Raw genomic sequence first — 25,009 nt, forward strand, 5'->3', positions numbered from 1 at the left:
GCCCCGGCCGCGGCTGCGCGCCGATAACCCGGTAGCGGCACCCGCGCGCGCCGCGTTCGCGCGCTGTCTCCCGCGAGCCCGCGCCCGCGCGCGCCGGCCGCCTCGAAGGATCGAACCCGCACGATGAGCGAACCCGCTCCGCCCGATGCCTTCGGCCGCATCGTCGATCGTTACGTCGCCGCCTCGCGCGCGGCCTTCGCCGACTGCCTGGCGTCGCTGCCGCTGGATCGCGACGAAGCCGCGCTGGCCCAGGCCGCCGCCGACGAAGCCTTGCGCGGCAACGCCCGGCTCAAGCTCAACCGGGTGCTGCTGCTGGAACTGCACGCGGCGCGCCGCGCCGGCCAGCTCGACGCCGACGACGACGCCGAACGTTTCGCCCAGTTCGTCGAACTGGCGCTGCAACCGCAGTTCGACCCGCACCTGGACCAGCGCTATCCGCCGCTGCGCCCGCGCCTGTTGCGCGCGCTGGAGCTGCAATCGGCGGCGCTGCAGCGGCTGATGCAGCGCTTCGTCGCCGACCGCGACGCGCTGGCCGGGCTGCTCGGCGCGCCGGCCGGGCCGCTGCGCGCGCTCGCGCTCGGCCAGGGCGACCTGCACGAAGGCGGCCAGACCGTGGCGCGGCTGCAGTTCGACGCCGGCAACGTCATGTACAAACCGCGCTCGCTGCGCATCGACGCCGCGCTCGACGGCTTCCTCGCCGCGCTGTTTCCCGACGATCCGCAACGTGTGCGGGTACCGGCCGTGCTCGACCGCGGCGACTACGGCTGGGCCGCGTTCGTCGCCCACCGCTACTGCGACGGCGACGCCGAACTGGCGCGCTTCTACCGCGGCCTGGGCCATTGGCTGGCCGCGCTGCGCCTGCTCGGCGGCACCGACATCCACCTGGAAAACCTGATCGCGGCCGGCCCGGTGCCGGTCGTGATCGATGTGGAAAGCCTGTTCGAGATCGTCCCGCCGCTGCAGGCCAGCGGCTACGGCCAGGCCTACGACTTCGCCCAGGCGCTGATCCGCAACTCGGTGCTGCGCACCGGCATCGTCCCGTTCCGCACCCAGGCGCTGGGCATGGAGGGCGTGGACATTTCCGCCGCCGGCTCGCTGCCGGACCAGCAGCCCAAGGTGCGCACCCCGATCATCGCCGAGGAAGGCACGCCGCGCGCGCGGCTGGCCCTGGTCGAGATCGAGATGGCGACGGCGCAGAACCATCCGAGCCCGAACCCGGACGTGTCGCGCTACTGGGATTGCATCAGCGACGGTTTCCTCGAACTGACCGCACAGTTGCGCGCGCTCGACCGCGACGGCGCGCTGGCGCCGCTGCTGGCGCGCTTCGCCGGCTGCCGGGTGCGCGAGATCCGCCGCCCCACCCGCGCCTACGTCGAGATCGGCCGCATGCTCTGGCACCCGGCCTCGCTGCACAAGGAAGACGAGGCGATCGAGCGCGCGCGCGACCTGTTCGCGCGCAACTCGGCGATGCTGGCCGGCGGCGACGGCGCGGCCGGCGGCGAAGAGCGCGACGATCCGCAACTGCGCGCCGACATCCAGGCCGAGATCGACGCGCTGCGCTACGGCGACGTGCCGATCTTCGTCGCGCCGCTGCAGGCCGCGCGCATCGACGCCGCGCTCGACGACTGGCGGGCGATGCGCCTGGACCTGGAAGAACTGACCATCCGCAGCGCCCTGGTCGCCACCGACCTCAACCTGCGCATGCGTTATCGCGAAGAAGAACGCGGCGGCCGCCGCTACGCCGCGCAGGCGCCGCACGCGCGCGACCTCGACGCGCGCCGGCGCAGGCTCGCCGCCGAGGCGACGGCGCGGCTGCTGCGCCTGGCGGTGCGCGGCGACGACGGCTCGACCGTCTGGATCACCCCGGAAATCAGCCGCCAGGGCTGGCTGGTGCAACCGGTGCGTCCGGACCTGTATTTCGGCCTCGGCGGGATCGCGCTCGCGCTGGCCGGCTACCTGCACGAAGTCGGCCACGGCCGCGCCGATCCGGTCGAAGGGCTGGAGGCGGCGATGGAAGGCGCCGTGAGCACCCTGCGCACGATGCAGGCGCTGGAGACGCCGGACACCGTCGGCGCGTTCACCGGCCATGCCTCGCAGGTGTGGACCTGGCTGAGCCTGCACGACCTGCTGCGGCGCCCCGAACTGCTCGACGACGCGCTGGCCTGCGCGCGCGCGCTGGAAGCGCGCGGCTTCGAAGACGACGACTACCTCGACGTGATCGACGGCTCGGCCGGCGCGATCGTGCCGCTGCTGGCGCTGGCCGAAGCCAGCGGCGATGCGCGCTGGCGCGCATTGGCGGTGCGCGCGGCGCAGCGGCTGGAAGCGACCGCGATCGTCGACGAAGCCGGCGCGCGCTGGGCCGGAGTCGAAAGCGCGGTGCCGTCGAACGGTTTTTCCCACGGCGCCACCGGCGTCGCCTGGGCGCTGTCGCGGCTGGTCCTGGCCGGTGCCGGTGACGCCGCCCAGCGCGCGCGCTGGAGCGCGCTGGCCGATGCCGCGTTCGGATTCCAGGAGTCGTACTACGAAGAGGCCGCGGGCGACTGGCGCGACGCGCGCGAGAGCGACGGCGGCCGCCATTCCCCGACCTGGTGCCACGGCAGCGTCGGCATCGGCCTGTGCGCCTGCGACCTGTACGCGCGCACCGGCGAGGCCCGCCACTTGCGCACGATGCGCCGCGCGGTCGCTTCCGCGCGCGGGCAATGGGGTTCCAGCCACACGCTCTGCCACGGCGACATGTCGCTGCACGAGTTGTTCGCGCGCGCCGCCGAACTGGATCCGCAGGGATGCGGCGGCGATCCGGACGAGAGCGCGGCGCAGATCGTTTCGGCGATCGAGGAGCATCGCGGGATGGTCGGCGGGCTGACCCGGGCGGCGTTCACGCCGGGGTTGATGACGGGGCTGGCGGGGGCGATCCATGGGCTCAACCGGCTGCATCCGGGCTCGACGTTGGCTTCGCCGTTGTTGTTGGAGCGGCGAGTGGGGGCGTAGTCGCTGGCGGTTGGAGGTTGGTGGTTCTGGGCCCTGGGAGGGCCTTCAGGGCTGGTGGTTCTCGACCGTGGGAGGGCCTTCAGGCCCAACGCTTTCCGATCCGCCGCCCGCGTTGCACGCACCGATCAAAAGGCAAACTGGGCGGCCCTTTGCCCGTCATTCCGGCGCAAGCCGGAATCCATTTTGACTCGCTGTTGCTTCTGTCTTTTCTGTCGCAACGGGTGTCGACAAGCCACGATCAAAAGCTTCCGTCCGCAAGCGGCCGGGTCACTTTCTTTGTCTTAAGCCACAAAGAAAGTAACCAAAGAAAAGGCCTTGTTTTTTCGGATCAAGAGCCACTAGGGCTCGAAAGGGGCGCGGGGCCGCGCCATAAGGGGCATCCTGCCCCATGGCGCGCGTGCGCATCCATGCGCACGCCCTCCGGGGCTGCGGGACCACTGCATCGCGCTCGGGGGCGTGCACAAGCAACAGCAACAGCAACAGCAACAGCAAAATTGGAATGCCTGCAGTGAAGTTGCGTTTCCGACTGTAGGAGCGGCGCAAGCCGCGACCGCGCCAACGCAGCTACGACGAAACTTTCACCGCAGCCGCCATGCAGCCGCCGCGACTTTCGCCGGATGCACGGATTGAATCGGCGGGCCAAGAATCGACAGGCGTCCCGCTCACGCGGCAGGCCGCGCATTCGGCTGGCCGGCCGTCACCCGCACCTTGGCGCCCTCCCCGCCCTGGGCTTGCAGGCCCAGCGCCGTCAGGCGCGACAGCAGCTCTCCGGCGAGGTTCTCCACCGCAGGCGCCAGCAGACGGCCGCGTTCGGTGACCCGCACCGGATCGATCTCGATCCACTCCACTTCGCGAAACGGCAACGGCCCGCAGCCGGACGATTCGACATAGCCGGGCACCGGCACGATCAGGAAGGTGGTCCACTCCGGCGGCGGCGGCGAACCGCGCGGCTTGACTCGCGCCTTCAGCCGTAGTTCGCGCACCACCGCTACGATTGCATCCCACTGCATGCCCCCTCCTTGCAGTCCGCACGCCGCGACGACCGACGCCGCGGCAGGATCGGGGAGAGTACACACTCGCGCGCCGGTTTCGCATCCGTTCCGCGCGGCCGCGCTATCATCGGCGCCGCACGATGGAGACCCGCCCAGGACATGTGATCGACACGCCCCCTCGCTCAGACCCCGCACGGGCCCCACGCTGCCGCGCCACGCGGCCGCAGGCCCGGGTCGATCGCCGCGCAGGCGCGCAACGCGCCGCGGCCCCGAAGGAGCGCCCCCTCATGGCCGAACGTATGGCCGAACGTTTCGTTCGCATCACCGCTTTGTGTTTTTCCTGGCCGGACGGCAGTCCGGTGTTCACCGATCTCTCGCTGTTGCTGGGTCCCGGACGCACCGGCCTGGTCGCGCCCAACGGCGCCGGCAAGAGCACCCTGCTGCGCCTCATCGCCGGCGAGCTGCAACCAACCTCGGGCCGGATCGAGGTGCGCGGCGCGCTCGCCTACCTGCCGCAGCAGGCGACGCTGCCGGGCGCCGCGTGCGTCGCCGATGCGTTGGGCGTGTCGGCGCGGCTGCGCGCGCTCGATGCGATCGCCGCCGGCGCGTGCGATCCGGCGCTGTTCGACGCGGTCGGCGAGGACTGGGACCTGGCCGAACGCAGCGCCGCCGCGCTCGCGCGCATGGGCCTGGACGGCCTGCCGCTGCAGCGTCGGCTCGATCGCCTCAGCGGCGGCGAACGCACCGCGTTGCAGTTGGCCGCGCGGCTGCTGCAGCGGCCGGACGTGCTGTTGCTGGACGAACCCAGCAACCACCTCGACCGCGCCGCGCGCGAGCGCCTGTATCGCCTGATCGACGACTGGCCGGGCTGCCTGATCGCGGCCAGCCACGATCGCGCCCTGCTCGAACGCATGGACCGCATCGGCGAATTGGCGCCGGACGCGCTGCGCGTCCATGGCGGCGGTTACTCGTTCTATCGCCACGCCGCGCAAACCGAACGCGCCGCGGCCGAACAAGACCTGCGCCAGTTGCGGCAACAGGCCAAGCGCGAACAACGCGAACGCCAGCAGTCGCACGAACGCGCGCAGCGACGCGCCGGGCGGGCGCAGCGGGCGGCGCCGGACGCGGGCCTGCCGCGGATCGTCGCCGGCAATCGCGCGCGCGCCGCGCAGGTGTCGGCGGCCAAGGCCGCAGCCGTGCACGCCGCGCGCAGCGACGCGGCGCGCGCACGCGCGAGCGAGGCGGCGCAGGCCTTGCGCGACGCGCCCGAGCTGGACCTGGAACTGCCGGACACGCACGTGCCCGGCGGCCGCATGCTGCTGCGCGCGCGCGGCCTGCAGGCGCGGCACGACGGCGTCGACGCGTTCGCGCCGCCGGGCCTGGACCTGGACATCCGCGGCCCCGAGCGCATCGTCCTCGCCGGCGCCAACGGCGCCGGCAAATCGACATTGCTGCGCCTGCTCGGCGGCGAGCGCGCGGCCGACGCGGGCGAACTGCAGCACGGCGAAGGACGCATCGCCTATCTGCCGCAAGGGCTCGACCTGCTCGATCCGGCGCGCAGCGCGGCCGACCACTTGCGCGCCGTGGCGCCGCGGCTCGACGATACCGCGCGCGCCAACCTGCTCGCGCGCTGGTTGCTGCGCGGCGCGCGCGCGCAGTTGCCGCTGGCCGCGTTGTCCGGCGGCGAGCGCCTGCGCGCGGTGCTGGCCTGCGTGCTGCACGCCGAACCCGCGCCGCAGCTGTTGTTGCTCGACGAACCCAGCAACCACCTCGACCTGGACGCGCTGGGCGAACTCGAACGCGCGCTGCGCGCCTATCGCGGCGCGCTGGTCGCGGTGAGCCACGACGAGGCCTTCATCGCCGCACTTGCGCCGACGCGGCGGCTGGAACTGGTCGATGGGCGCCTGCGCGAAGCGCCTTGATCGCCGGGTCGATCGCCGGGCTATCGGCCGGCGCCGCCGAACCGGGCCGGCCAGTCCGCGACCACCGCCGCGATCGCGCGCTGCGCGCGGGCGCGCGCGTTCTCGCCCTCGCGCGGCGGCAACGGCAGGTCCGGGGCGATCCCGGCGACTTCGTCGCTGCCGTCGCTGCGCAGACGCACGCAGTTGGGCATGCGCAGACGCAGGCGCGAACGCTGCAGGGTCAAGGGCTCGACCGAGAGCATGAAACCGCAGCCGTCGCCGCCGGTGCGCTGGCCGAGCGTGCGCGCGACGCCGTTGTTGCGCAGGGTCGCGGCGAACATCTCCGCGGCCGAGAACGTGCGCGCATCGGTCAGCACGTACAGCGGGCCGTCCCACGCGCCCCAATGGTCGTCCATCTGGATCGGCCAATGCAGGCGCTTGGCCACGCGCGCGTTGCCGTAGGCGCCGGCGGGCAAGTTGTCCAGCGGGCCGCCGGCGGAACCGGCCTCGACCAGCCGCCGGCAGTGCCCGCCGTTCCAGTCGCGGCGCTCGCGCCAGACCCAGGACAGGTCGCAGCGGCCTTCGCGCGCGTCGGTGCGCGCCGCGCGCAAGCGCTCGGTCTGCCGGTCCAGCGCCTGGGTCGCTTGCGCATCCGGGCCGAAGCCGCGCGCCTGGGCGAGGTTGTCGAGTTGCTCGTCGAGGTAGCCGGCCGCGGTCGGCGATTGCGAGACCAGCAGCGGCGAGGAATGCAGCGGCTTGCGGGTGAACAGGCGGGTGGCGATGTCGCCGCTGTCGTCGCCGCCGCCGTTGCGGCCGACATCGACGATCAACGCCTGCGCGCCGAGCGCCGCCAATCGCTTGAGCTGGGCCTCCAGTGCGCCGTACCAATCGTCGTCGATCCGCGCGCGCAAGCGCGAACGCCACGCCTGCGCGTCGCCGGCGCCGACCACCTCGGGGTCGGCCCACGCCGCCAGGCACAGCGACGGATAGCTTTCGCGGCTGAATTCCTTGAGCCGCACCACGCCGATGCGCGCGCCCTGCGCCGTGACCATCAGCCCGGACCGGAACGGCCCGGCGATGCCGTCGTCGAGCAGGCGGAAACCGGGCAAGGATTCGAACGGCAGCGAGAACGGCACCCGCGCATCGCCGCCGTCGTAGCCCAACGCGGCGCAGCCGGCGGCCGGGTCCAGGCGGCGCGCGTCCACGGGCGGCGGCGCCGCGACCGGCTCAGCCGCGGGTGGCTGCAGGCTCGGTACGAACGAGAAATGGCCGTCGCCGAAACCGGCGACGAAGTCGCGCAGCGCGCGTTCGGCCTGGGCGTCGTTCTCGGCGCCGTCGAGCGCACGCACGGTGGCGCGATCGAGCGCGGGCAGATCGACCCCGCCCTGCGGCGAGGCGAACCAGGCCAGGTTGGCGTATTCGCGCTCCAGCGCCTGCTTGAGTTGGGCGTAGTCCTGCCGCCATGGCGCGGGATCGAAAGCGGCGGCGGCGCAGGGCGAGGCCGCGACGGACAGCGCGGCGGCGACGAGAAGGGACAGGCGACAGGCGCGCATCGGCGGATTCCGGCGGCAATGGACGGGTGGGCGGCCAGTATCGGCGCCGGCGCGGGCCGGTTCTTGGACGCCGCTAGCGTCGGGTACGGCGCTAGCGCGCGTGCGCCGCGCTAACCGCGGCGCACGCGCCGGCGCGCCGCCGGCGTGGTGCCGCGCAGGGCGCGGAACACCCGGCTCATATGGGCCTGATCGCAGAAGCCGCAAGCGATGGCGATCTGCGCCAGCGACGCGCGCTCGCCGTCGAGCAGGCGCTCGGCGCGCTGCACCCGGATCTCGCGCAGGTAACCGCCGACCGAGACGCCGAAGGCGCGCTTGAACTCGCGCGCGACATGGGTGGGATGGCGGCCGACTTCGCGCGCCACGCCTTCCAGCGCCAGTTCCCCGGCCTGGTGTTCGTGCAGATAGTCGCGCACGCGCTGCAGCCAGGCCGCGCGCCCGCGCTCCTCGCCGCCGCGGCCGAACAGGCCCAGCAGCTCCAGCACCAGGCCCTCGACCACCATCGCCGCGCAGTCGTCGCGCGCGTCCAGCTCGGCCGCCAGTTCGCGCGCCAGCGCCGCCAGCCGCGGCGCGGCCACGTGCCGGCCCGGTTCCAGCGCGCCGCGCGCATCCAGGAATTCCAGCGCCGCCGGCGCGGGACGCAACAGCAACTTGCGCGCGCCTTCGCCGGCGAAGCGCTGCGAATGCGGCTCGCCGGCGGCGCAATACAACAGATGGCCCGGGCCGTGCGCGACCGCGCGGCCGCGCTGGGTTTCCTCATAGCGTCCCGACACCACCAGGCACAGCGAGGGTTCGTCGTGGCGATGCGCGGGCATGGCCGAGGCCGGCGCATAGGCCTTGCAACGGATCGACTGCATCCAGGTCGGCTGGGGTGCGCTCGCGGCTCGCATAGGCCGAGCATAGTACGCCGCCGGCACCACGAGTTTGCCGGCGGCGGCGACAGCGCGGCGGGCGCCGCCGCGCTGTCGACGGCTTACTTGCGCGGGGCCCGCACCGGCGCGGCGAACGCGGCGCGGATGGACTCGTCCTCGACTGCGCGATAGATGGTGCCGTGGGTCAGGTCCGGCCGCGGCCAGTAGCCCCAGGTCAAACCGGCCGGCGACTGCGCGCGCAGCAGGTCGGCCAGGCGCTGGGTCTGCGGGGCGATGTTGTCCTCGTCGGCCGAGTACAGCCGCAGGGTCCGGCGCGGCAACGCCTTGAGGTTCTCGCGCAGCAACGCCGGCGCCTGCGCCAGCAGCGCGTCGCGGTTCCACCACAGGCTCGGGCTGATCGCGATGTAGACGTCGAACAAGCGCGGCTCGCGCAGGAAGGTCTCGGCCACGAACAGCCCGGCCAGCGATTCGCCGACGATGCCGCGACGCGCATCGGTGCGCAGGCGGCGCTCGACTTGCGGGATCAACTCGTCGCGGATGAAGGCGCGGAACCGCGCCGAGCCGCCCAGCGTCGGCGCCAGCTCGAGCTCTTCGGCGACCTCGGTCGGCCCGGTCATGTCGCGCTTGCGCTGGGTGTTCTCGATCCCGACCACGAACATCGGCGCGATCGCGCCGTCGGCGATGGCGCGGTCGACCGCGTCGGCGACGTGCGGGAAATCTTCCTGCAGGCCGCCGTCGGGCATGTACAGCACCGGATGCCGGTCGCGACCGCGGGCGGCGTAGCCCGGCGGCGCGTAGACGTTGATGCGGCGGGTCTCGCCGAGGATCTTCGAGTCCAGGGTGAAGCTGTCGTACAGCTTGGCCGCGGTCGGCGCGGTCGGCGCGGCAGGTGCTGTCTGCGCGGGCGCTTGCGCGTAAGCCGGCGCGACGGCGACGGCGCAGGCCACGGCCAGCGACAGCAGCGCGGCGCGCGCGCCGCGACGATGGATCTTCAAGGTTCGGCTCCGTCGCGCGAACGACCGGGCCGCGCGTCGGCGCGATCGTAGCAGGACGCGCGCCATCGGCGGCGGACTCCGGCGCGGCGCGCCAGACGTGTCGATTCGCCGCAAGAGCCAGCGTTGTCCGGTCCGCGCCGACGCTCTAGTCGACGGTTTCGCGGTGCGCGCGCTCGTCGGCATCGCCGGTCGAATCGGCGCGGGCGCGCTGGCTGCGCTCCTGGTTGATCCGGATCCGCCGCCGCGTGCGGATGAACTCGACCGCCACCGCGCTCAACGGCGTCACCCGCGCATCGATGCCGAACACACGCAGCAGCACGCTGCGCTCCTCGCGGCTGAGATCGCCGTTGTCCCAGCCCGGCGCCGCGGCGCCGTCTGCCTGCCCTGCTTCGTTCATGTCGGTCCCGCTCCCCTGGCGCCCCCGCGCCGCAGACATCGGCGCGCCCGTGCGCGCATCGCTCCGATCGGATCAGATCAAATGCGTCGCCCATGCGCCGAACGCCAGCGCCGCCACCGCCGCGACCGCCGCCGCCGAGGCCGCACCGACCAGGATCTTGTCCTGCTTGCGCGCGCGCTGCAGCGCATCGCCGTAGGGCATGGTGGTGTGGGCGATCATCGTGTACAGCGGCAGCCAGGTACGCGGCAGCAGCCGGTTCAGCGCCACGTCGATGCGCTTGCGCGCCAGGAACCAGAACGACTGCACCTTCTGCTTGAGCTCGACGAAGTTGGCCTTGGACAGTTCGGCCAAGGTGTCGGTATGCGGCCGGCGCGTGCGCTCGTAGTCGGCGAACGCGGCGCGGCGGTCGCCTGGATGGCGTCCGAGCGCGGCCATCAGCGCCGAGCAGTCCTCGAACGCGGAGTTCATGCCCTGGCCGTAGAACGGATACACCGCGTGGCAGGCGTCGCCGACCAGCACGATCCACTCGTCCAGGCTCCACGGCGCGGTGCGGGTGGTGATCAGCGAGCCGGTCGGATGACGGTTCCAGTCGTCCACCAGGGTCGGCAACAGCGGCACCAGATCGGGGAAGTACTTGTCGAACAGCGCGCGGATCTGCGCCGGCTCGCGCGTGGTGGCGAAGCTGTCCGGGCCTTCGTGCGGCAGGAACAGGGTCAGCGTGTGCGAGCCGTCGCGGTTGGGATGGGAGACGAAGAAGCAATGCACGCGCGGCCACACGTGCAGCGCTTCCAGCTGGATCCGCGAACCGCCGTCGGGCAGCGCCGCGAGGCTCAGTTCCTTGTAGCCCCATTCCAGGTATTCCTGGTGGTAGTCGGCGCGCTCGCCGCGCTGCATTTCGCGGCGCGCGCGCGAGAACGCGCCGTCGGCGCCAACGGTCCAGGCCGGCTGCACCCGTACCCGCTGTTCGCCGTGCTCGAACTCCAGCTCGCGCGCGTCCTTGTCGATCCGCGCCAGCCGGTGCTCGAAGTGCAGGCGCACCTGCGGATGGCGCTGCGCGTGGTCGAGCAACAGGCGGTTGAGTTCGTTGCGGTCGATCGAATGCAGGACCTCGCCGCGGTCCTTGCCGTAGGGCTGGAAGCGGGTGCTGCCGTCGGGCGCGTGGATCACCCGTCCGGCCATCGCCACGGTCAGCGGCATCACTTCGTCGAGCAGGCCCACCTCGCTCAATGCCTGGATGCCGCGCTTGGACAGGCCCAGGTTGATCGAACGCCCGCCGCCGGATTGGTCGACGCGCGGATCGCTGCGGCGCTCGTACACGTCCACGCCGATGCCCTGGCGTGCCAGCGACAGCGCCAGCAGCGAACCGGCCAGGCCGCCGCCGACGATCGCCACGCGGCCCGCCGCGTTGTTCTGCTCGGTCATCGCGGGGCCTCAGGCGCTGGCGGTGGTGGGCTTGGCCGCGGCGGCGGACTGCGCCTGCAGTTCGATCTCCGCCTCCACCAGCGCCTTCACCGCCTGGTCGAAGTAGTTGCGCCGCACCGTGCCGCCGAGCCGGCGCAGGTACGAGCGCAGGAACTGGCTGCGCACCTGCGCGGTATCGAGCGAACGGCGCAGGAACGGCAGATCGGTCTCGACCATCTGCCGGATCGCCAGCATCGGCACCGGGCTGCGCAGCGGACGGAAGTCCGGGTTGCGCAGGCCGGGGCTCTCGTTGCTGGCGTGGAACTCGCCGAGCATCAGCCCGAGGTCGACGAAGCTCGGCTTGAGCTGCTGCTGCACTTCGTCGACGAACGCGGCCGCGTCGTCGCCCAGGTGCGGGAACACGATCAGCACGGTCTTGTTGATCGCCACCTGACCGGTGCGCGGTTCGATCTCGCCGAACAGGTCGCGGTACACGCTGATCAGTTCGACGATGCGGTCGAGGCTGACGTCGCGGTCCTGGATCTCGGCCAGCCAGATCGTGTCCAGCGCCAGCGCGGTCGGGGTGAACGGGCACACCGGCCCGGGACGGCCCACGTCCGGATGCGGGCGGGCGAGGAAGTTGCGGATCCACGCCACCGTGCGCGGCAGCGGCGCGTCGGCCGGCTGGTCGCGTTCGACCGTGGACGCCTGCATCAGCTTGCCGCGGGCCGCGGCGATCGGGGTCTCGACCACGGTCTGCGCCTGCATCATCAGGCGGTCGGTTTCGATGACCGGAGTGGAATCGTTGTCTGGAATCATTGCCGTTTCATCCCTGCATACTTGGCTTGGTTCGAACCCACGCAGCGCTCAGCGCGGCGGTCCGTGTGCGCTTCGCCGGTGGCGGCGAGGCTGCGTGTGTTTCCGGTCGAAAGCGTCGCGATCGGGAATCGTCCCGCTCCTGGCGTTTTTTCCTGGCTTGTTTTTTCCTGCCCCGATCTGGATAGATCGCAATCCGGGGGCGTTTTCCGTCGTCTTCGCCGCCGCTCGCTCCTCCGCGCCGATGCGCGGCATCCAGCGCGAAGCGGCGGTTCGCGCAGGGTGCGCCCGGCCGGGCCGCGGATCAGACTGCGCATCGGGCGTCTCCCTGGGCGGCGCCGGCGGGCGCCTCGGAGTCAGCATGCGCCACCGCCGGCGCAGCCAGTGCGTCGGGCAGGTCGTTCTCGACCTCGCGGATCGCGCGCCGCGACCACGCCACCGCGGCGATGGTCATCATCGCCGCGCCCAGCACCAGGAACATCAGCCCCAGCCCGCGCCCCGGCCCGACCCCGATCAGCAAGCCGAGCGAACCGGCCAGCGCGCCGTCGGCCGCCATCAGCGGCTCGAACACGTGCTCGGCCAGCGGGCCGGCCAGGCAGAACGCCAGCGGCATCGCCGATTCGGCCAGCACGCGCTGGATCGCGAAGCAGCGGCCCTGCAGTTCCGCCGGCACCTTGCTCTGCCACAGCGTCGCGTTGCAGGCGTTGATCACCGGCACGCTGAGGAAGAATGCGAAGCCGGCCACCACCAGCAGCGGGAACGACGGGCGCAGGCCGTGCGCGGCCAGGAACAGCCCGGCCAGCATCGAGAAGCCGAGCACGCCGACCACGCGCCGGCGCGGCCCGCCCCAGGTGCTCATCAACAATCCGCCGAACAGCAGGCCGCTGCCGCCGATGGCCATCTGCACGCCCAGCAGCGCCGGATCGGCGACCGACAGGATCAGCGGCGTGATCGCGATGCTGGCGATGCCGAACATGAAGTTGCTCAGCCCGAACACGATCAGCAGCCCCATCAGCCCGCGCCGCTCGCGCACGTAGGCGAAGCCGGTCGAGGCTTCCTGCCACAGGCCCTGTTGCGGCGCCTGCGGATCGCGCGCCAGCCGCGGCACCTTGGCCAGGCACAGCGCCAGCAGGCCGATCACGAAGGTCAGCGCATCGACCACCAGCACGCCCTGCAGCGAGATCGTGCTGACCAGCACGCCGGCCAGCAGCGGCCCGCCGACCTGGGCCACGGCGAAACCGGTCTGGACCAGGCCGTTGACCCGGGTCAGCTGGTCGGCGCTGGCCAACAGCGGAATGCTGGCCGCGTACGCTGGTTGCAGGAACGCGTTCGACAACGCGACCGCGCCGACGCCGACATAGATATGCCACATCGCCAGATGCCCGCTCGCCAGCAATCCCGCCAGCGCCAGCATGGTCGCGGCCGAGATCGCCTCGCACACGATCATGGTGCGGCGGCGGTCCCAGCGGTCGACCAGGGCGCCGGCGAACGGCGAGATCAGCAGCGCCGGCACCGCCATCGACACGAACACCAGGGCGAAGCGCGTGGTCGAACCGGTGGTCTGCAGCACCCACACGCCGAGCGCGAACGTGGTCAGGCGCGAACCCACGCCGGAGACCAACTGGCCGAACCAGATCAGCAGGAAATCGCGCAGTCCCGACCAGCGGCTCATGCTTCGGCCTCCGCCGGCGCCGGCAGCACGCCGCGCGCTTGCAGGAAGCGCAGGTACAGCCGCATCAACGCGGTGTCGGCCGGCGGGCAGATCAGTCCCAGCGGCTCGACCGCGCGGGTGCTGGCGCTGCAATCGAACTGCGGCTCGCGCGGGTTGGGATGCTCGGGGAACAGGCCGGCGAACGGCGCCAGCGGGTTCTCGCGCGAGACCGCGGCCTGCGCCAACAGCTCGCGCCGCCACTGCGGATAATCGATCTCCTCGACCTGCAGGCCGGCCTCGCGCATCGCCCGCACCGCGTCGGGAATCGCCAGCCGGCGGCGGTTGTAGAAGTGGAAGGTGCCGTTGGCCTCGCCCGCGCCGAGGGCGATGCGCACGATCGCGCGGCCCACATAATCCACCGGCGCCATGTCGAAGGCTTCGTCGGGCAAGTGCGGCGCGCGGCCGAGCTGCACGCAGCCCCTGATCCAGGCGTTGAAGTAGTCGCCGGCGTTGCTGGCGCCGGTGTGGCTGTCGCCGGTGATGCGCGCCGGGCGGTAGATCGCCACCGGCAGGCCGCGTTCGCGCGCCAGCAGCGCCAGCTGTTCGCCGACCCACTTGCTCTGGTTGTAACCGCCGTATTGTTCGTCGGCGCGCGGCGGCGGATCGGACTCGCGCACGGTGCGGTCCAGGTTCGACGCAGTCAGGCAGACGCCGAGCGTGGACACCAGATGCACCGGCTTGACCCGATGGCGGGTCGCCAGCCGCAGCACTTCGCGGGTACCGCCGACGTTGGCCGCTTCCAGGTGCTCGTACGGGGCGAGGAAGTTGACCTGGCCGCCGTTGTGGAAGATCGCCTCGGCGCGCTGCGCCAGCGCATCGAACGCGGCTTCGTCCAGGCCCAGGCGCGGCAGCGCCAGATCGCCCGGCACGATCCGCAGGCGCGCTTCGTCGCCCTCGCGCCACAGCTCGTAGCCGCGCAGGTTGTTGCGGATGCGCGCGAGCCCGTCCTCGTCGCTGCCGGCGCGCACCAGGCACAGGATCTCGGCGTCGCTGACGTCGAGCAGCTCGCGCACCATGTAGGCGCCGAGGAAGCCGGTGGCGCCGGTGATCAGCACCGAACGCGGATGCGCGCGCGAGGCCGCGGGCAACGCGGCGTTGCGCGGATGGATGTCGTCGTTCAGCCGCACCTGCGCGGCGAGGTCGAACTCGTCCTCGCCGCCGCCGGCGCGCAGTTCGTCGATGCGCCGCGCCAGCGCGGCCAGGGTCGGCGCGGCGAACACCGTCGCCAACGGCACCTCCACGGCGAGCGCGGCATGCAGCTTGAACACCAGCGGCAGGGTCATCAGCGAATCGCCGCCGATGGCGAAGAAATCGTCGTCGGCGCTGATCCGCTCGCGGCCCAGCACCTCGCGCCACACCGCCAGCACCGCGCGTTCGGTGTCGGTCGAGGGCTCGACCAAGGGCCGCTGTTCCAGCAGTTCCTCGCTCGGTTCGGGCAGCGCCTTGCGGTCGATCTTGCCGTTGCGATTGAGCGGCATGGCCTCGAGCCGCACATACGCCGACGGCAGCAAGGCCTCGGGCAAGCTGCGCGCGAGGTGTTCGCGCCACTGCGCCGGGCCGCTGCCTGGGTCGGCGACCAGATAGGCGACCAGGCGCTTGTCGCCGGGACGATCCTCGCGCAGCAGCACCGCCGCGGCCTCGACCTGCGGATGCGCTTCCAGCGCGCTCTCGATTTCGCCCAGCTCGATGCGGAAACCGCGCAGCTTGACCTGGTGGTCGCGGCGGCCGAGGAATTGCAGGGTGCCGTCGGCGTTCCAACGGGCGAGATCGCCGGTGCGGTACAGCCGCCCGCCCGGCGCGAACGGATCCGGCGGGAAGGCTTCCGCGCTTTGCTCCGGCCGGTTGAGATAACCGCGCGCCACGCCGGCGCCGCCGATGCACAGCTCGCCGGCGGCGCCGCGCGGCGCCAGTTCGCCGTGCGCGTCGACCACGTACAGGCGCACGCCCGGCAGCGGCCGCCCGATCGGCAGCTCGCGCGCGGCGAACTCGGCGCCGTCGCGGGTGCTCAGCATCGCCGCGCACACCGAAGTCTCGGTCGGCCCGTAGTGATTGCTCAGCGCCACCCGACCGTCGGTGATCGCGGCGAAACGGCGCACCTGTTCGACGCCGACGCTCTCGCCGCCGATCATCATCAGCCGCAGCTGCGGCAACAGCGCGCCATCGCGCTTGCGCGCCGCCCAACCCTCGCTCCAGCGCCGCCACAGCGCCGCCGGCGCGTCGATCGCGCTGACGTGGTGCTCGGCGCAGAACGCTTCCAGCTCGAACGGGCCGAGCTCGGTCGGATTGGGATGCAGCACCAGCGCCGAACCGCTGGCCAGCGCCGGGAACACGTCGCCGACCGAGGCGTCGAACACCAACGGCGGGATCATCAGCAGGCGCTGTCCGGCGAAATCGTGGCCGGCCATGAAGCCCAGGGTCAGGTTGACCGCGCCGCGATGCTCGACGGTCACGCCCTTGGGCTGGCCGGTCGAACCGGAGGTATAGATGACGTAGGCCGCGTCGTCGGCGGCGATGTCGTCGCAGGGGCGCTGCGGCGACGGCGCGGTTTCGTCGCTGCCGAGCAGCGGTACGTCCGTGCCGAGCTCCTGCGCGCGCGCGCGCCACTGCGGCGGCGCCAGCAACGCCTTGGCCGCGGTGTCTTCGAGCAGGAACTGCAGGCGATCGTCCGGATGCGCCGGGTCCAGCGGCACATACGCCGCGCCCGCGGCGAGCACGCCGAGCACCGCCACCAGCGCCTCGATAGAGCGGTCGGTCAGCACCGCGACCCGGCTCTCGCGGCCAGCGCCGAGTTCGCGCAGGCGCCGGCCCAGGCCGTTGGCGCGATGCAGCAGTTCGCGGTAGCTCAGCGCGCGGCCGGGCTCGACCAGCGCCGGCGCGTCGGGCGTGCGCGCGGCCTGGGCGGCGAACAGCGAATACAGATCGTTGTGCGCGCACGGCGCGGGCGCGCCGCCGTCGCCCAGCGCGAGCAACTGCGCGCGCTGCGCCGCCGGCAGCAGCGACAGCTGCGCCAGCGGCCGGTCCGGCGCGGCCAGCGCATTGCGCAGCAGGGTTTCCAGCTGCTGCTCCAGGCGCACGATGGTGTCGGCGTCGAACAGGTCGCGGTCGTAGTCGAAGCTGCCGACCAGGCCGCCGTCGCTGGCCGCGCCGAGGGTCAGGGTGATCTCGAAACGCGCCGCCATCTCCTGCGACTCGAACACGCGGGTGTCCAGGCCGTGCAGGCGCAGCGGTTCGGCGACCGCGTTCTGCAGCACGAACAAGGTCTGGAACAGCGGCGTGCGCCCGGGCGCGCGCTCGATCTTGAGCTCGTCGATCACCCGCTCCAGCGGCGCGTCGGCATGGCTCATCGCGTCGAGCACATGGCCGCGGGTGCGGCGCAGCAGTTCGCGCAGGCTCGGCTCGCCGGAGAGGTCGCCGCGCAACGGCAGGGTGTTGACGAACAGGCCGATCAGCGGCGCGGTGCCCGGCTCGCCGCGGTTGGCCACCGGCGAGCCGACGACCACGTCGTCCTGGCCGCTGTTGCGCGCCAGCACGGTCTGGAACGCGGCCAGCAACAGCATGAACAAGGTCGCGTTCTCGCCCTTGGCGAAATCGCCGGCGGCGCGCACCAGTTCCGGCGGCAGGTACATCGCGTAGCGCGCGCCGCGGCCCAGCGGCGCGCTCGAACGCGGCCGGTCGGTGGGCAGATCGAGCAGGCCGCCGGTGCCGGCCAGCGCATCGCGCCAGAACGCCAGCTGCCGCGCCTGGGTTTGTTCGTGCGCGGGCTCGCGCTGCCACAACACGCAATCGCCGAACTGCAGCGCCGGCGGCGCCAGCGCGACGTCGGCGGCGCCGATCTCGGCGGCATAGAAACGATTGAACTCGTCGAACAGCACGCCCAGCGACCAGGCGTCGGAGACGATGTGGTGCAGCACCACCAACAGCGCGTGATCGTCGCGGTCCAGCCGGACCAGGGTCGCGCGCAGCAGCGGCGGCCGGGCCAGGTCGAACGGACGCACGGTCTCTTCGTCGGCGCGGCGCTGCAGCTCGGCCTCGCGGCGCTGCGGGTCGAGGTCGCTCAGGTCGATCGTCGGCACCGCGAAGCCGACCTGCGCGGCCACCGTCTGGCGCGGCTCGCCGGCGACTTCGCCGAAGCCGGTGCGCAGCGATTCGTGGCGCGCGATCACCGCGGCGAACGCGCGCTGCACCGCGCCGGCGTCGAGCGCGCCGCGCAGGCGCAGGTGCGCGTACACGTGGTACGCGCCGGTGCCCGGCTGCAGGCGCTCGAAGAACCACATGCGCTGCTGCGCCGCCGACAGCGGCAGCGGCGCGCCCGGTTCGAGCGCGCGCGGCCGGATCGGTTGCGCCGCCGCGCCCGCGCTCTTGCGCGCGGCCAGTTGCCGCAACAACAGCTCGCGCTGCTGCGGGCTCAACCGCGCCAGGCGCTCGGCGGTGGCGTCGTGCGCACCGTTGCCTTGTGAAGGAGGCGGAGACGAACTCATGCGTGCTGCTTCATCCTTGACTACCGTTGCAGGAGGCGCTGGCCCCAGCCAAGCGCCGCGAACCGCTCGCGGGCCGCCGCTCCCGACGGCGGCCCGGGTACATCCACTGCGTTAACGCAATTCCCGAAAAAACCGGTGTTTCCACCCGCGTTGCGCGAACGCAACGTTCGGCCGCGGCCGGCGCCCCCGCGCCGCCGCGGCCGCTCGCTCAGGTTCCAGTCGCGACCTGTTCGGACAGCAGCGCCTGGATCTCCTCGTCGCTGAGGCCTTCCAGGTTGTCGAGCATCCCGGCCAGCCCGTCGTCGTCGTGCAACATCTGCGCGTACTGCGCCTGCAGCCACTGGCCGAAGCCGGCCACGGTCGGCGCCTCGAACACCGTGCGCAGCCGCGCATCGCAGGCGAAGGCCTGGTTGATGCGGCTGAGCAACTGGGTCGCCAGCAGCGAATGGCCGCCGAGGTCGAAGAAGTCGTCGTCGATGCCGACCCGCTCGATTCCCAGCGTCTGCGCCCAGATCTCCGCCAACCGCGCCTCGTCGTCGTTGCGGGGGGCGACGTAACGCTCGCTGTCGGCGCCGTTGTCCGGCGCCGGCAATGCGTTGCGGTCGACCTTGCCGTTGGGCGTGAGCGGGAAACGCTCGAGCGTCGCGAACGCGCTAGGCACCATGTAGTCGGGCAGGCTCGCGCGCAGGTGTTCGCGCATCGCGCCGGCCGCCGGCGCATCGCCGTCGGCGACGACATACGCGACCAGGCGCTTGTCGCCGGGACGGTCCTCGCGGCAATGCACGACCGCCTGGCCGACGCCGGGCAACTGCGCCAGCACCGATTCGATCTCGCCCAGCTCGATGCGGAAACCGCGCAGCTTGACCTGGTGATCGATGCGGCCGATGACTTCCAGCCGGCCGTCGCGGCGCCAACGCGCGAGGTCGCCGGTGCGGTACAGGCGCGCGTCCGGCGAAGCGGCGTAAGGATCGGGCACGAACTTCTCGGCGGTCAGCTCGGGCCGGTCGAGATAGCCTAGGGCGACGCCGTCGCCGCCGATCAGCAGCTCGCCCGGCACCCCGGCCGGCAGCGGCCGCAGCGCGCGGTCGACCACGTAGACGCGGGTGTTGGCGATCGGCTTGCCGATGCAGATCGCGCCGTCGCGGCGCACGCGCTCCAGCGTCGACCACACCGTGGTCTCGGTCGGGCCGTACATGTTCCACAATTCGCCGCAACGCTCCAGCAGGCGGTCGGCCAGCTCGCGCGGCAGCGCTTCGCCGCCGCACAGCAGGCGCAGGTCGGCGCGGCCGTGCCAGCCGGCGTCGAGCAGCATGCGCCAGGTCGCCGGGGTCGCCTGGACCACGGTGCTGCGCGAGCGCTCGATCAAGCGCGCCAGCGCCATCGCGTCGCCGGCGGTGTCGCGGTCGGCCAGCACCACGCGCGCGCCGACGCTCAGCGGCAGCATCAATTCCAGCAGGGCGATGTCGAACGACAGCGTGGTCACCGCGCACAGCGCGTCGGTTTCGCCCAGGCCCGGCTCGCGCGCCATCGAGGCGAGGAAGTTGGCCGCCGCGCCGTGCGGTACGCGCACGCCCTTGGGCCGGCCGGTCGAGCCGGAAGTGAAGATCACATAGGCCGGATCGCACGCGCCGACCGCGACCGGCGCGCGCGCAGCGCCGGCGTCGGCGAGCGCGTCCTTGAGGCTCAGCGAGGCCTGCCCTGCGGGCAGATTCGCGATCAGGTCGCGGTCGCCGAGCACCAGCCGCATCGACGCGTCCTCGAGCATATAGCCCAGGCGCTGCGCGGGATAGCTCGGGTCCATCGGCACGTACGCCGCGCCGGCCTTGAGCGTGCCCAGCAGCGCCGCCAGCATCGCCGGCGAACGCTCCAGGTACAGGCCGACCAGATCGCCCGCGCCGACGCCGCGCGCGGCCAGCGCGCGCGCCACCGCTTCGGCTTGCGCGTCGAGCTCGGCGTAGCTCAGCCGCTGATCGCCGGATTCGACCGCGATCGCCGCGGGCGTGCGCGCGGCCTGGGCTTCGAACAGCCCGTGCAGCGGCAACGCCGGCGTGTCGGCCGCGGTGTCGTTCCAGTCGCGCAGCAGTTGCCGGCGTTCCAGCGGCGAGAGGATGTCGAGTTCGCCGAGCGTGCGCGCCGGGTCTTCGGCCGCCGCCGCGAGCAGGCGCTGCAGCTGGCCGGCGAACGCGGCGATGGTGGCCTCGTCGAACAGCGCGGTCGAATACTCGAACATCATCACCAGCTGGCCGCGGTCTTCCACCGCGAACAGCGACAAGTCGGTGCGCGAAGTGCCCTGGTTGACCGTGTCGAAGGCCACCGTGTTCAGGCGCAGGCCCGATTCGGTGCGCGACTCGCCGGGGAAGTTCTGGAAGAACAGCATCGACTGGAACAAAGGCGTGTGGCTCTGCGCGCGGTCCAGGTCGAGCTCTTCGATCAGTCGCTCGATCGGCAGGTCCTGGTTCGAATACGCGCCCAGGGTGGTTTCCTTCACCTGCGCCAGCAGTTCGCGGAAGCTGGGATCGCCGGACAGGTCGTTGCGCAACGCCAGCATGTTGACGAAGAAGCCGACCATCGACTCCAGCTCGGGCCGGCCGCGGTTGGCCACGCCGACGCCGAGCACCTGGTCGGTCTGCCCGGAGTAGCGCATCAGCAGGGTCTGGAACGCCGCCACCAACACCATGAAGGCGGTGGCGTCCTCGCGCCGCGCCATCTGCCGCACGCGCTCGTACGCGTCTTCCGGCAGCACCGCGCGCAGCACCGCGCCGTGCGGGCTCTGCCGCGGCGGACGCGGCCGGTCGCCGGGCAGCTCCAGCACTGGCAGGCGCCCGGACAGACGCTCTTTCCAGTACTCCAGTTGCTTGGCCAGGGTGCCGTGCTCGAACTCGTCGCGCTGCCACAGCGCGTAATCGACGTATTGCAGCTGCGGGTCCGCCAGCGGCGAGGGCTGACCGGCGTCGAAGGCCTGGTACAGCGCATGCAGCTCTTCCAGGATCACGCCGAGCGACCAGCCGTCGATGGCGATGTGGTGGGCGTTGAGCACCAGCAGATGGCGCTGCGGCCCGGTGCGCACCAGCAGCGCGCGCAGGATCGGGCCGTGGCTCAGGTCGAAACCGATCGCCGCTTCCTTGCGCGCCAGCTCGATCGCCTGCGCGTCGCGCTCGGCGGCCGGCAGGTCGCTGAGATCGGCATAGCCCAACGGCACCTGCGCCGGCGCCAGGATGTGCTGGTACGGGCCGTCGGCGTCGCTGCGGGTGACCGTGCGCAGGCTTTCGTGGCGGCGCGCGACTTCGTCGAGCGCGCGCTGCAGCGGCTCGCGCCGCAGCGGGCCGTCGATCCACTGCGACAGCGGCACGTTGTACACCGCCGAACCCGGCTCGAACTGGTCGAGGATCCACAGGCGCTGCTGCGCGAACGACAGCGGCAGGCGCGCGGGACGCTCGCGCCGCACCACGCCGGGCCGCGCCGCGGCGGCCTTGCGCTGCGCCAGTTGGCGCAGCACCAGGGCCCGGCGTTCCGGCGACAAACCGGCCAAACGCGCGTCCAACTCGCTCATGACGGCTCTCCGCCTCCCGTGGCCTGGCTCAAGCGGGCCGCGGCTTCTTCGTCGCTGAGGTTTTCCAGGCTCGCCAACAGCGCTTCCAGGTCGGCGCCGTCGATCTGCTCGCGCGCCACCGCGACGCGCGCGGCCAGCTGTTCCAGGGTCGGCGCCTCGAACATCGCGCGCAGCGGCAGCTCGATGCCGAAGTGCTGGTCGATGCGCGCCAGCAGGCGCGTGGCCAGCAGCGAATGGCCGCCGAGGTCGAAGAAGTTGTCGCGCACGCCGACCCGGCGCACGTTGAGCAACTGCTTCCACAGCTCGACCATGGTTTCTTCCTCGGGCGTGCGCGGCGCGATGTCGTCTTCGCCGCCATCCTCGCCGCCGGCCACGTCTTCCGGCGCCGGCAACGCGCGCCGGTCGACCTTGCCGTTGGGCGTGAGCGGGAAACGTTCGAGCACGAGGAACGCGCTGGGCACCATGTAGTCCGGCAACGCCGCGCGCAGGTGGTCGCGCAGCGCGGTCGCCGCGGGCGCGGCGCCGTCGGCGGTGACGTAGGCGACCAAGCGCTTGTCGCCCGGACGGTCCTCGCGGCAATGCACCACCGCCTGGGTCACCCCGGCGAACTGCGCCAGCACCGATTCGATCTCGCCCAGCTCGATGCGGAAACCGCGCAGCTTGATCTGGTGATCGATGCGGCCGATGACTTCCAACGTGCCGTCGTAGCGCCAGAACGCGAGGTCGCCGGTGCGGTACAGGCGGCTGCCCGGCGCGGCCGCGAACGGATCGGCGATGAACTTCTCTTCGGTCAGGTCCGGGCGGCCGCGATAACCGGCGGCGAGGCCATCGCCGCCGATCAACAGTTCGCCCGGCACGCCGGCCGGCAGCAGCTGCATGTTGCGGTCGACGATGTGGATCTGGGTGTTGTCGACCGGCTTGCCGACCAAGATCGGGCCTTCGCCCGGCAACACCCGGCACAGCGCCGAATACACCGTGGTCTCGGTCGGGCCGTACAGGTTCCACAGCTCGCCGCAGCACGGCAGCAGGCGGTCGGCGAGTTCGCGCGGCAGCGCTTCGCCGGTGGAGATGATCTTGATCGCGTCGTTGCCGCGCCAGCCCACCTCCAGCAGCATGCGCCAGGTCGCCGGCGTAGCCTGCATGACGTCGAGTCGGGCTTCGTCGACCAACCGGCGCAGGCGGATGCCGTCGCGCGCGGTGTCGCGGTCGACCAGCACGATGTGCGCGCCGACGGTCAGCGGCAGCACCAATTCGAACAGGGCGATGTCGAACGACAGCGTGCTGATCGCGCACAGCGTCTGGCCCGCGGCCAGGCCCGGTTCGCGCGCGACCGAGCGCAGCAGGTTGACTGCCGAGCGGTTGCGGATCTCCACGCCCTTGGGCTTTCCGGTCGAACCGGAGGTGAAGATCACATAGGCCAAATCGTCCTCGCCGGCACCATCGGCCGGCGGCGCGTCTGCGCTGGCGTCGAGTACGGCGTCGGCATCGGCGATCACCACCGATTCGACCGCGGCCGGCGGCGTCGCCGCGAGTTCGCGCTGGGTCACCAGCACGCGCGAAGCCGAGGTCTCCAGCATGTAGGCCAGACGGTCGCTGGGATAGGTCGGGTCCAGCGGCACGTAGCCGCCGCCGGCCTTGAGGATCCCGAGCAGGCCGATCAGCATCTCCGGCGTGCGATCGACGTACAGGCCGACCAGTTCGCCGGCCTTCACTCCGGCCGCGCGCAGCTGATGCGCGAGCGCGTTGGCGCGACGGTCGAGTTCGCGATAAGCGATGTGGCGCGTACCGAAGCTCAGCGCGATCGCATCGGGCGAGCGCTCCACCTGCGCCTGCACCAGCGTCGCCAGGGTGCGCTGCGCGGGCAGTTCGCGCGCGGTGTCGTTCCACCGCGCCAGTTCGGCCGTTTCGTCCGCGCCCATCAACCGCAGCGCCGACACGCGCGCGTCGGGTTCGGCGACGGCGTGATCGAGCAGGGTCAGCAAGTGCGCGGCCAGGCGCTGGATGCGCACCGCATCGAACAGGTCGGTGCTGTACTCCAGCACGAGCTCGCGGCGCGAGTCCTGGCTCACGAACAAGCTCAGATCGCCCTGGGCGTTGCCGGGCTGCAGTTCGTCGAGCTGCAGCGGATCGACCGTGAGCCCTTCCAGTTCGACGTCCTGGGCCGGGTAGTTCTGGAAGAAGAACATCACCTGCGCCAGCGGCGTGTGGCTCGGCGAGCGCGGCAGGCGCAGGGTTTCCAGCACCTTGTCCAGCGGCGCGTCGGCGTTCTCCATCGCGCCGAGCACGCTTTCGCGCACGCGCTCGACCAGTTCGGCGAAGCTCGGCTCGCCGTCCAGGCGGGTGCGCATCGCCAGGGTGTTGACGAAGAAACCGACCACCGATTCGAGCTCGACCCGGTTGCGCCCGGCCACGCCCATCGCCACGGTGATGTCGTCCTGGCCGGTGTAGCGCGACAGCAGCGCCTGGTACGCGGCCAGGAACACCATCGACAGCGTCGCGTTGCGCTCGCGCGCGAAGGCTTCGATGCGCTGGTTGAGCGCATCGGGAATCTGCAGGCGATGCAGCGCGCCGCGGAAGCTCTGCGCGGCCGGGCGCGCGCGATCGGCGGGCAGGTCGAGCGTGGTCGCCGCGCCGGTCAGCCGTTCGCGCCAGTAGTCCAGCTGCGGCTGCAGGCCTTCGCCGCCGAGGGTTTCGTCCTGCCACAGCGCGATGTCGGCGATCTGCAGCGGCAGTTCTTCCAGCGTCGCCTGCTCGCCGCGCACGCGCGCGTTGTAGAGCAGGTACAGCTCGTCGAGCAGCTTGCTGATCGACCAGCCGTCGATGGCGATGTGGTGGAAGGTCAGCACCAGCAGATGCGACTTCGGCTCGGCCTCGATCAACAGCGCGCGCAGCATCGCGTCGCGGCTCAGGTCGAACGAGACGCGGATGTCCTCGCGCGCCAGGCGCAACGCATCGGCGCTGCGCGCGTCGGCATCGTCGCCGTGCGCGCGCGCCTCGCGCCACGGTGCCTGCAGCTGTTCGAGGATGTGCTGGTGCGGCTCGCCGTCGTGCGTGCGATACACGGTACGCAGCGCCTCGTGGCGATCGACCAGCGCCTGCACGCATTCGCGCAAGGCCGGCACGTTCAACTCGCCGCGCAACCACAGCGCGGCCGGCGAGTTGTACGCCGTCATGCCGGGAGTGAAACGGTCCAGCCACCACAAGCGGCGCTGGCCGAACGTCAGCGGGATGCGCTCGGGGCGCGGCCGCGCTTGAATCCGGTTCTGCGCAGCGCGCTGGCGCGCCGCGATCTGACGCAAAAGCTCGCGCTTCGCCGGGGACAACCCAGCGATGCGATGATCGATCTCGCTCATCCCTT

The 25,009-nt window shown here is 72.0% G+C and carries 13 protein-coding genes; 2 read left to right on the plus strand and 11 right to left on the minus strand.

Going from position 1 to position 25,009, the window contains the following annotated elements; all coding sequences use genetic code 11:
* Positions 1-123: 123 nt before the first annotated feature.
* Positions 124-2,988, plus strand: coding sequence for a type 2 lanthipeptide synthetase LanM family protein (locus JHW41_RS21845; RefSeq protein WP_250447033.1), 2,865 nt, complete (start codon positions 124-126; stop codon positions 2,986-2,988).
* 662 nt (positions 2,989-3,650) lie between these two features.
* Here the strand turns inward: JHW41_RS21845 and JHW41_RS21850 are convergent.
* Positions 3,651-3,998, minus strand: coding sequence for a DUF6678 family protein (locus tag JHW41_RS21850; RefSeq protein WP_250447036.1), 348 nt, complete (start codon positions 3,996-3,998; stop codon positions 3,651-3,653).
* A gap of 269 nt (positions 3,999-4,267) precedes the next feature.
* On the opposite strand from JHW41_RS21850, the gene JHW41_RS21855 reads away from it, so the two are divergent.
* The gene (locus JHW41_RS21855) at positions 4,268-5,902 is read left to right on the plus strand and encodes an ABC-F family ATP-binding cassette domain-containing protein (RefSeq protein WP_250447053.1); all 1,635 of its coding nucleotides are present in this window, start codon (positions 4,268-4,270) and stop codon (positions 5,900-5,902) included.
* Between the two features lie 20 nt (positions 5,903-5,922).
* Here JHW41_RS21855 and JHW41_RS21860 read toward each other — a convergent pair whose 3' ends face one another.
* The 10 genes from JHW41_RS21860 to JHW41_RS21905 all read right to left on the minus strand — a co-directional run bounded on the left by JHW41_RS21860 (position 5,923) and on the right by JHW41_RS21905 (position 25,004).
* On the minus strand, positions 5,923-7,434 hold the full coding sequence (locus tag JHW41_RS21860; protein ID WP_250447056.1) for a S41 family peptidase: 1,512 nt from the start codon (positions 7,432-7,434) through the stop codon (positions 5,923-5,925).
* 110 nt (positions 7,435-7,544) lie between these two features.
* Entirely contained in the window at positions 7,545-8,288 is a 744-nt protein-coding gene (locus tag JHW41_RS21865) for an AraC family transcriptional regulator (RefSeq protein ID WP_250447060.1), read from the minus strand.
* Positions 8,289-8,404: 116 nt separating this feature from the next.
* The gene (locus JHW41_RS21870; protein ID WP_250447062.1) at positions 8,405-9,298 is read right to left on the minus strand and encodes an alpha/beta hydrolase; all 894 of its coding nucleotides are present in this window, start codon (positions 9,296-9,298) and stop codon (positions 8,405-8,407) included.
* A 145-nt stretch (positions 9,299-9,443) separates the two neighbouring features.
* Positions 9,444-9,695, minus strand: coding sequence for a hypothetical protein (locus JHW41_RS21875; RefSeq protein WP_250447065.1), 252 nt, complete (start codon positions 9,693-9,695; stop codon positions 9,444-9,446).
* Between the two features lie 72 nt (positions 9,696-9,767).
* The gene (locus tag JHW41_RS21880) at positions 9,768-11,117 is read right to left on the minus strand and encodes an FAD-dependent oxidoreductase (RefSeq protein WP_057946118.1); all 1,350 of its coding nucleotides are present in this window, start codon (positions 11,115-11,117) and stop codon (positions 9,768-9,770) included.
* Between the two features lie 9 nt (positions 11,118-11,126).
* Positions 11,127-11,915 carry a DUF6875 domain-containing protein gene (locus JHW41_RS21885; protein WP_057946117.1) on the minus strand — a complete coding sequence of 263 codons (789 nt, stop codon included), beginning with the start codon at positions 11,913-11,915 and terminating at the stop codon, positions 11,127-11,129.
* 301 nt (positions 11,916-12,216) lie between these two features.
* Complete coding sequence (locus JHW41_RS21890; RefSeq protein WP_078997702.1) at positions 12,217-13,584, minus strand: MFS transporter; 1,368 nt, start codon at positions 13,582-13,584, stop codon at positions 12,217-12,219.
* Positions 13,581-18,101 (minus strand): non-ribosomal peptide synthetase, encoded by a 4,521-nt coding sequence (locus JHW41_RS21895; RefSeq protein WP_250447068.1) that lies wholly within the window; start codon positions 18,099-18,101, stop codon positions 13,581-13,583. The genes JHW41_RS21890 and JHW41_RS21895 overlap by 4 nt, the downstream gene beginning before the upstream one ends.
* A 208-nt stretch (positions 18,102-18,309) precedes the next feature.
* Positions 18,310-21,651: a non-ribosomal peptide synthetase gene (locus JHW41_RS21900; RefSeq protein ID WP_250447071.1), complete on the minus strand. Its 3,342-nt coding sequence runs from the start codon at positions 21,649-21,651 to the stop codon at positions 18,310-18,312.
* Positions 21,648-25,004, minus strand: coding sequence for a non-ribosomal peptide synthetase (locus JHW41_RS21905; RefSeq protein WP_250447074.1), 3,357 nt, complete (start codon positions 25,002-25,004; stop codon positions 21,648-21,650). The genes JHW41_RS21900 and JHW41_RS21905 overlap by 4 nt, the downstream gene beginning before the upstream one ends.
* Between the last annotated feature and the right edge of the window lie 5 nt (positions 25,005-25,009).

This window comes from Lysobacter enzymogenes, from assembly GCF_023617245.1.
Taxonomy (GTDB): Bacteria; Pseudomonadota; Gammaproteobacteria; order Xanthomonadales; family Xanthomonadaceae; genus Lysobacter; species Lysobacter yananisis.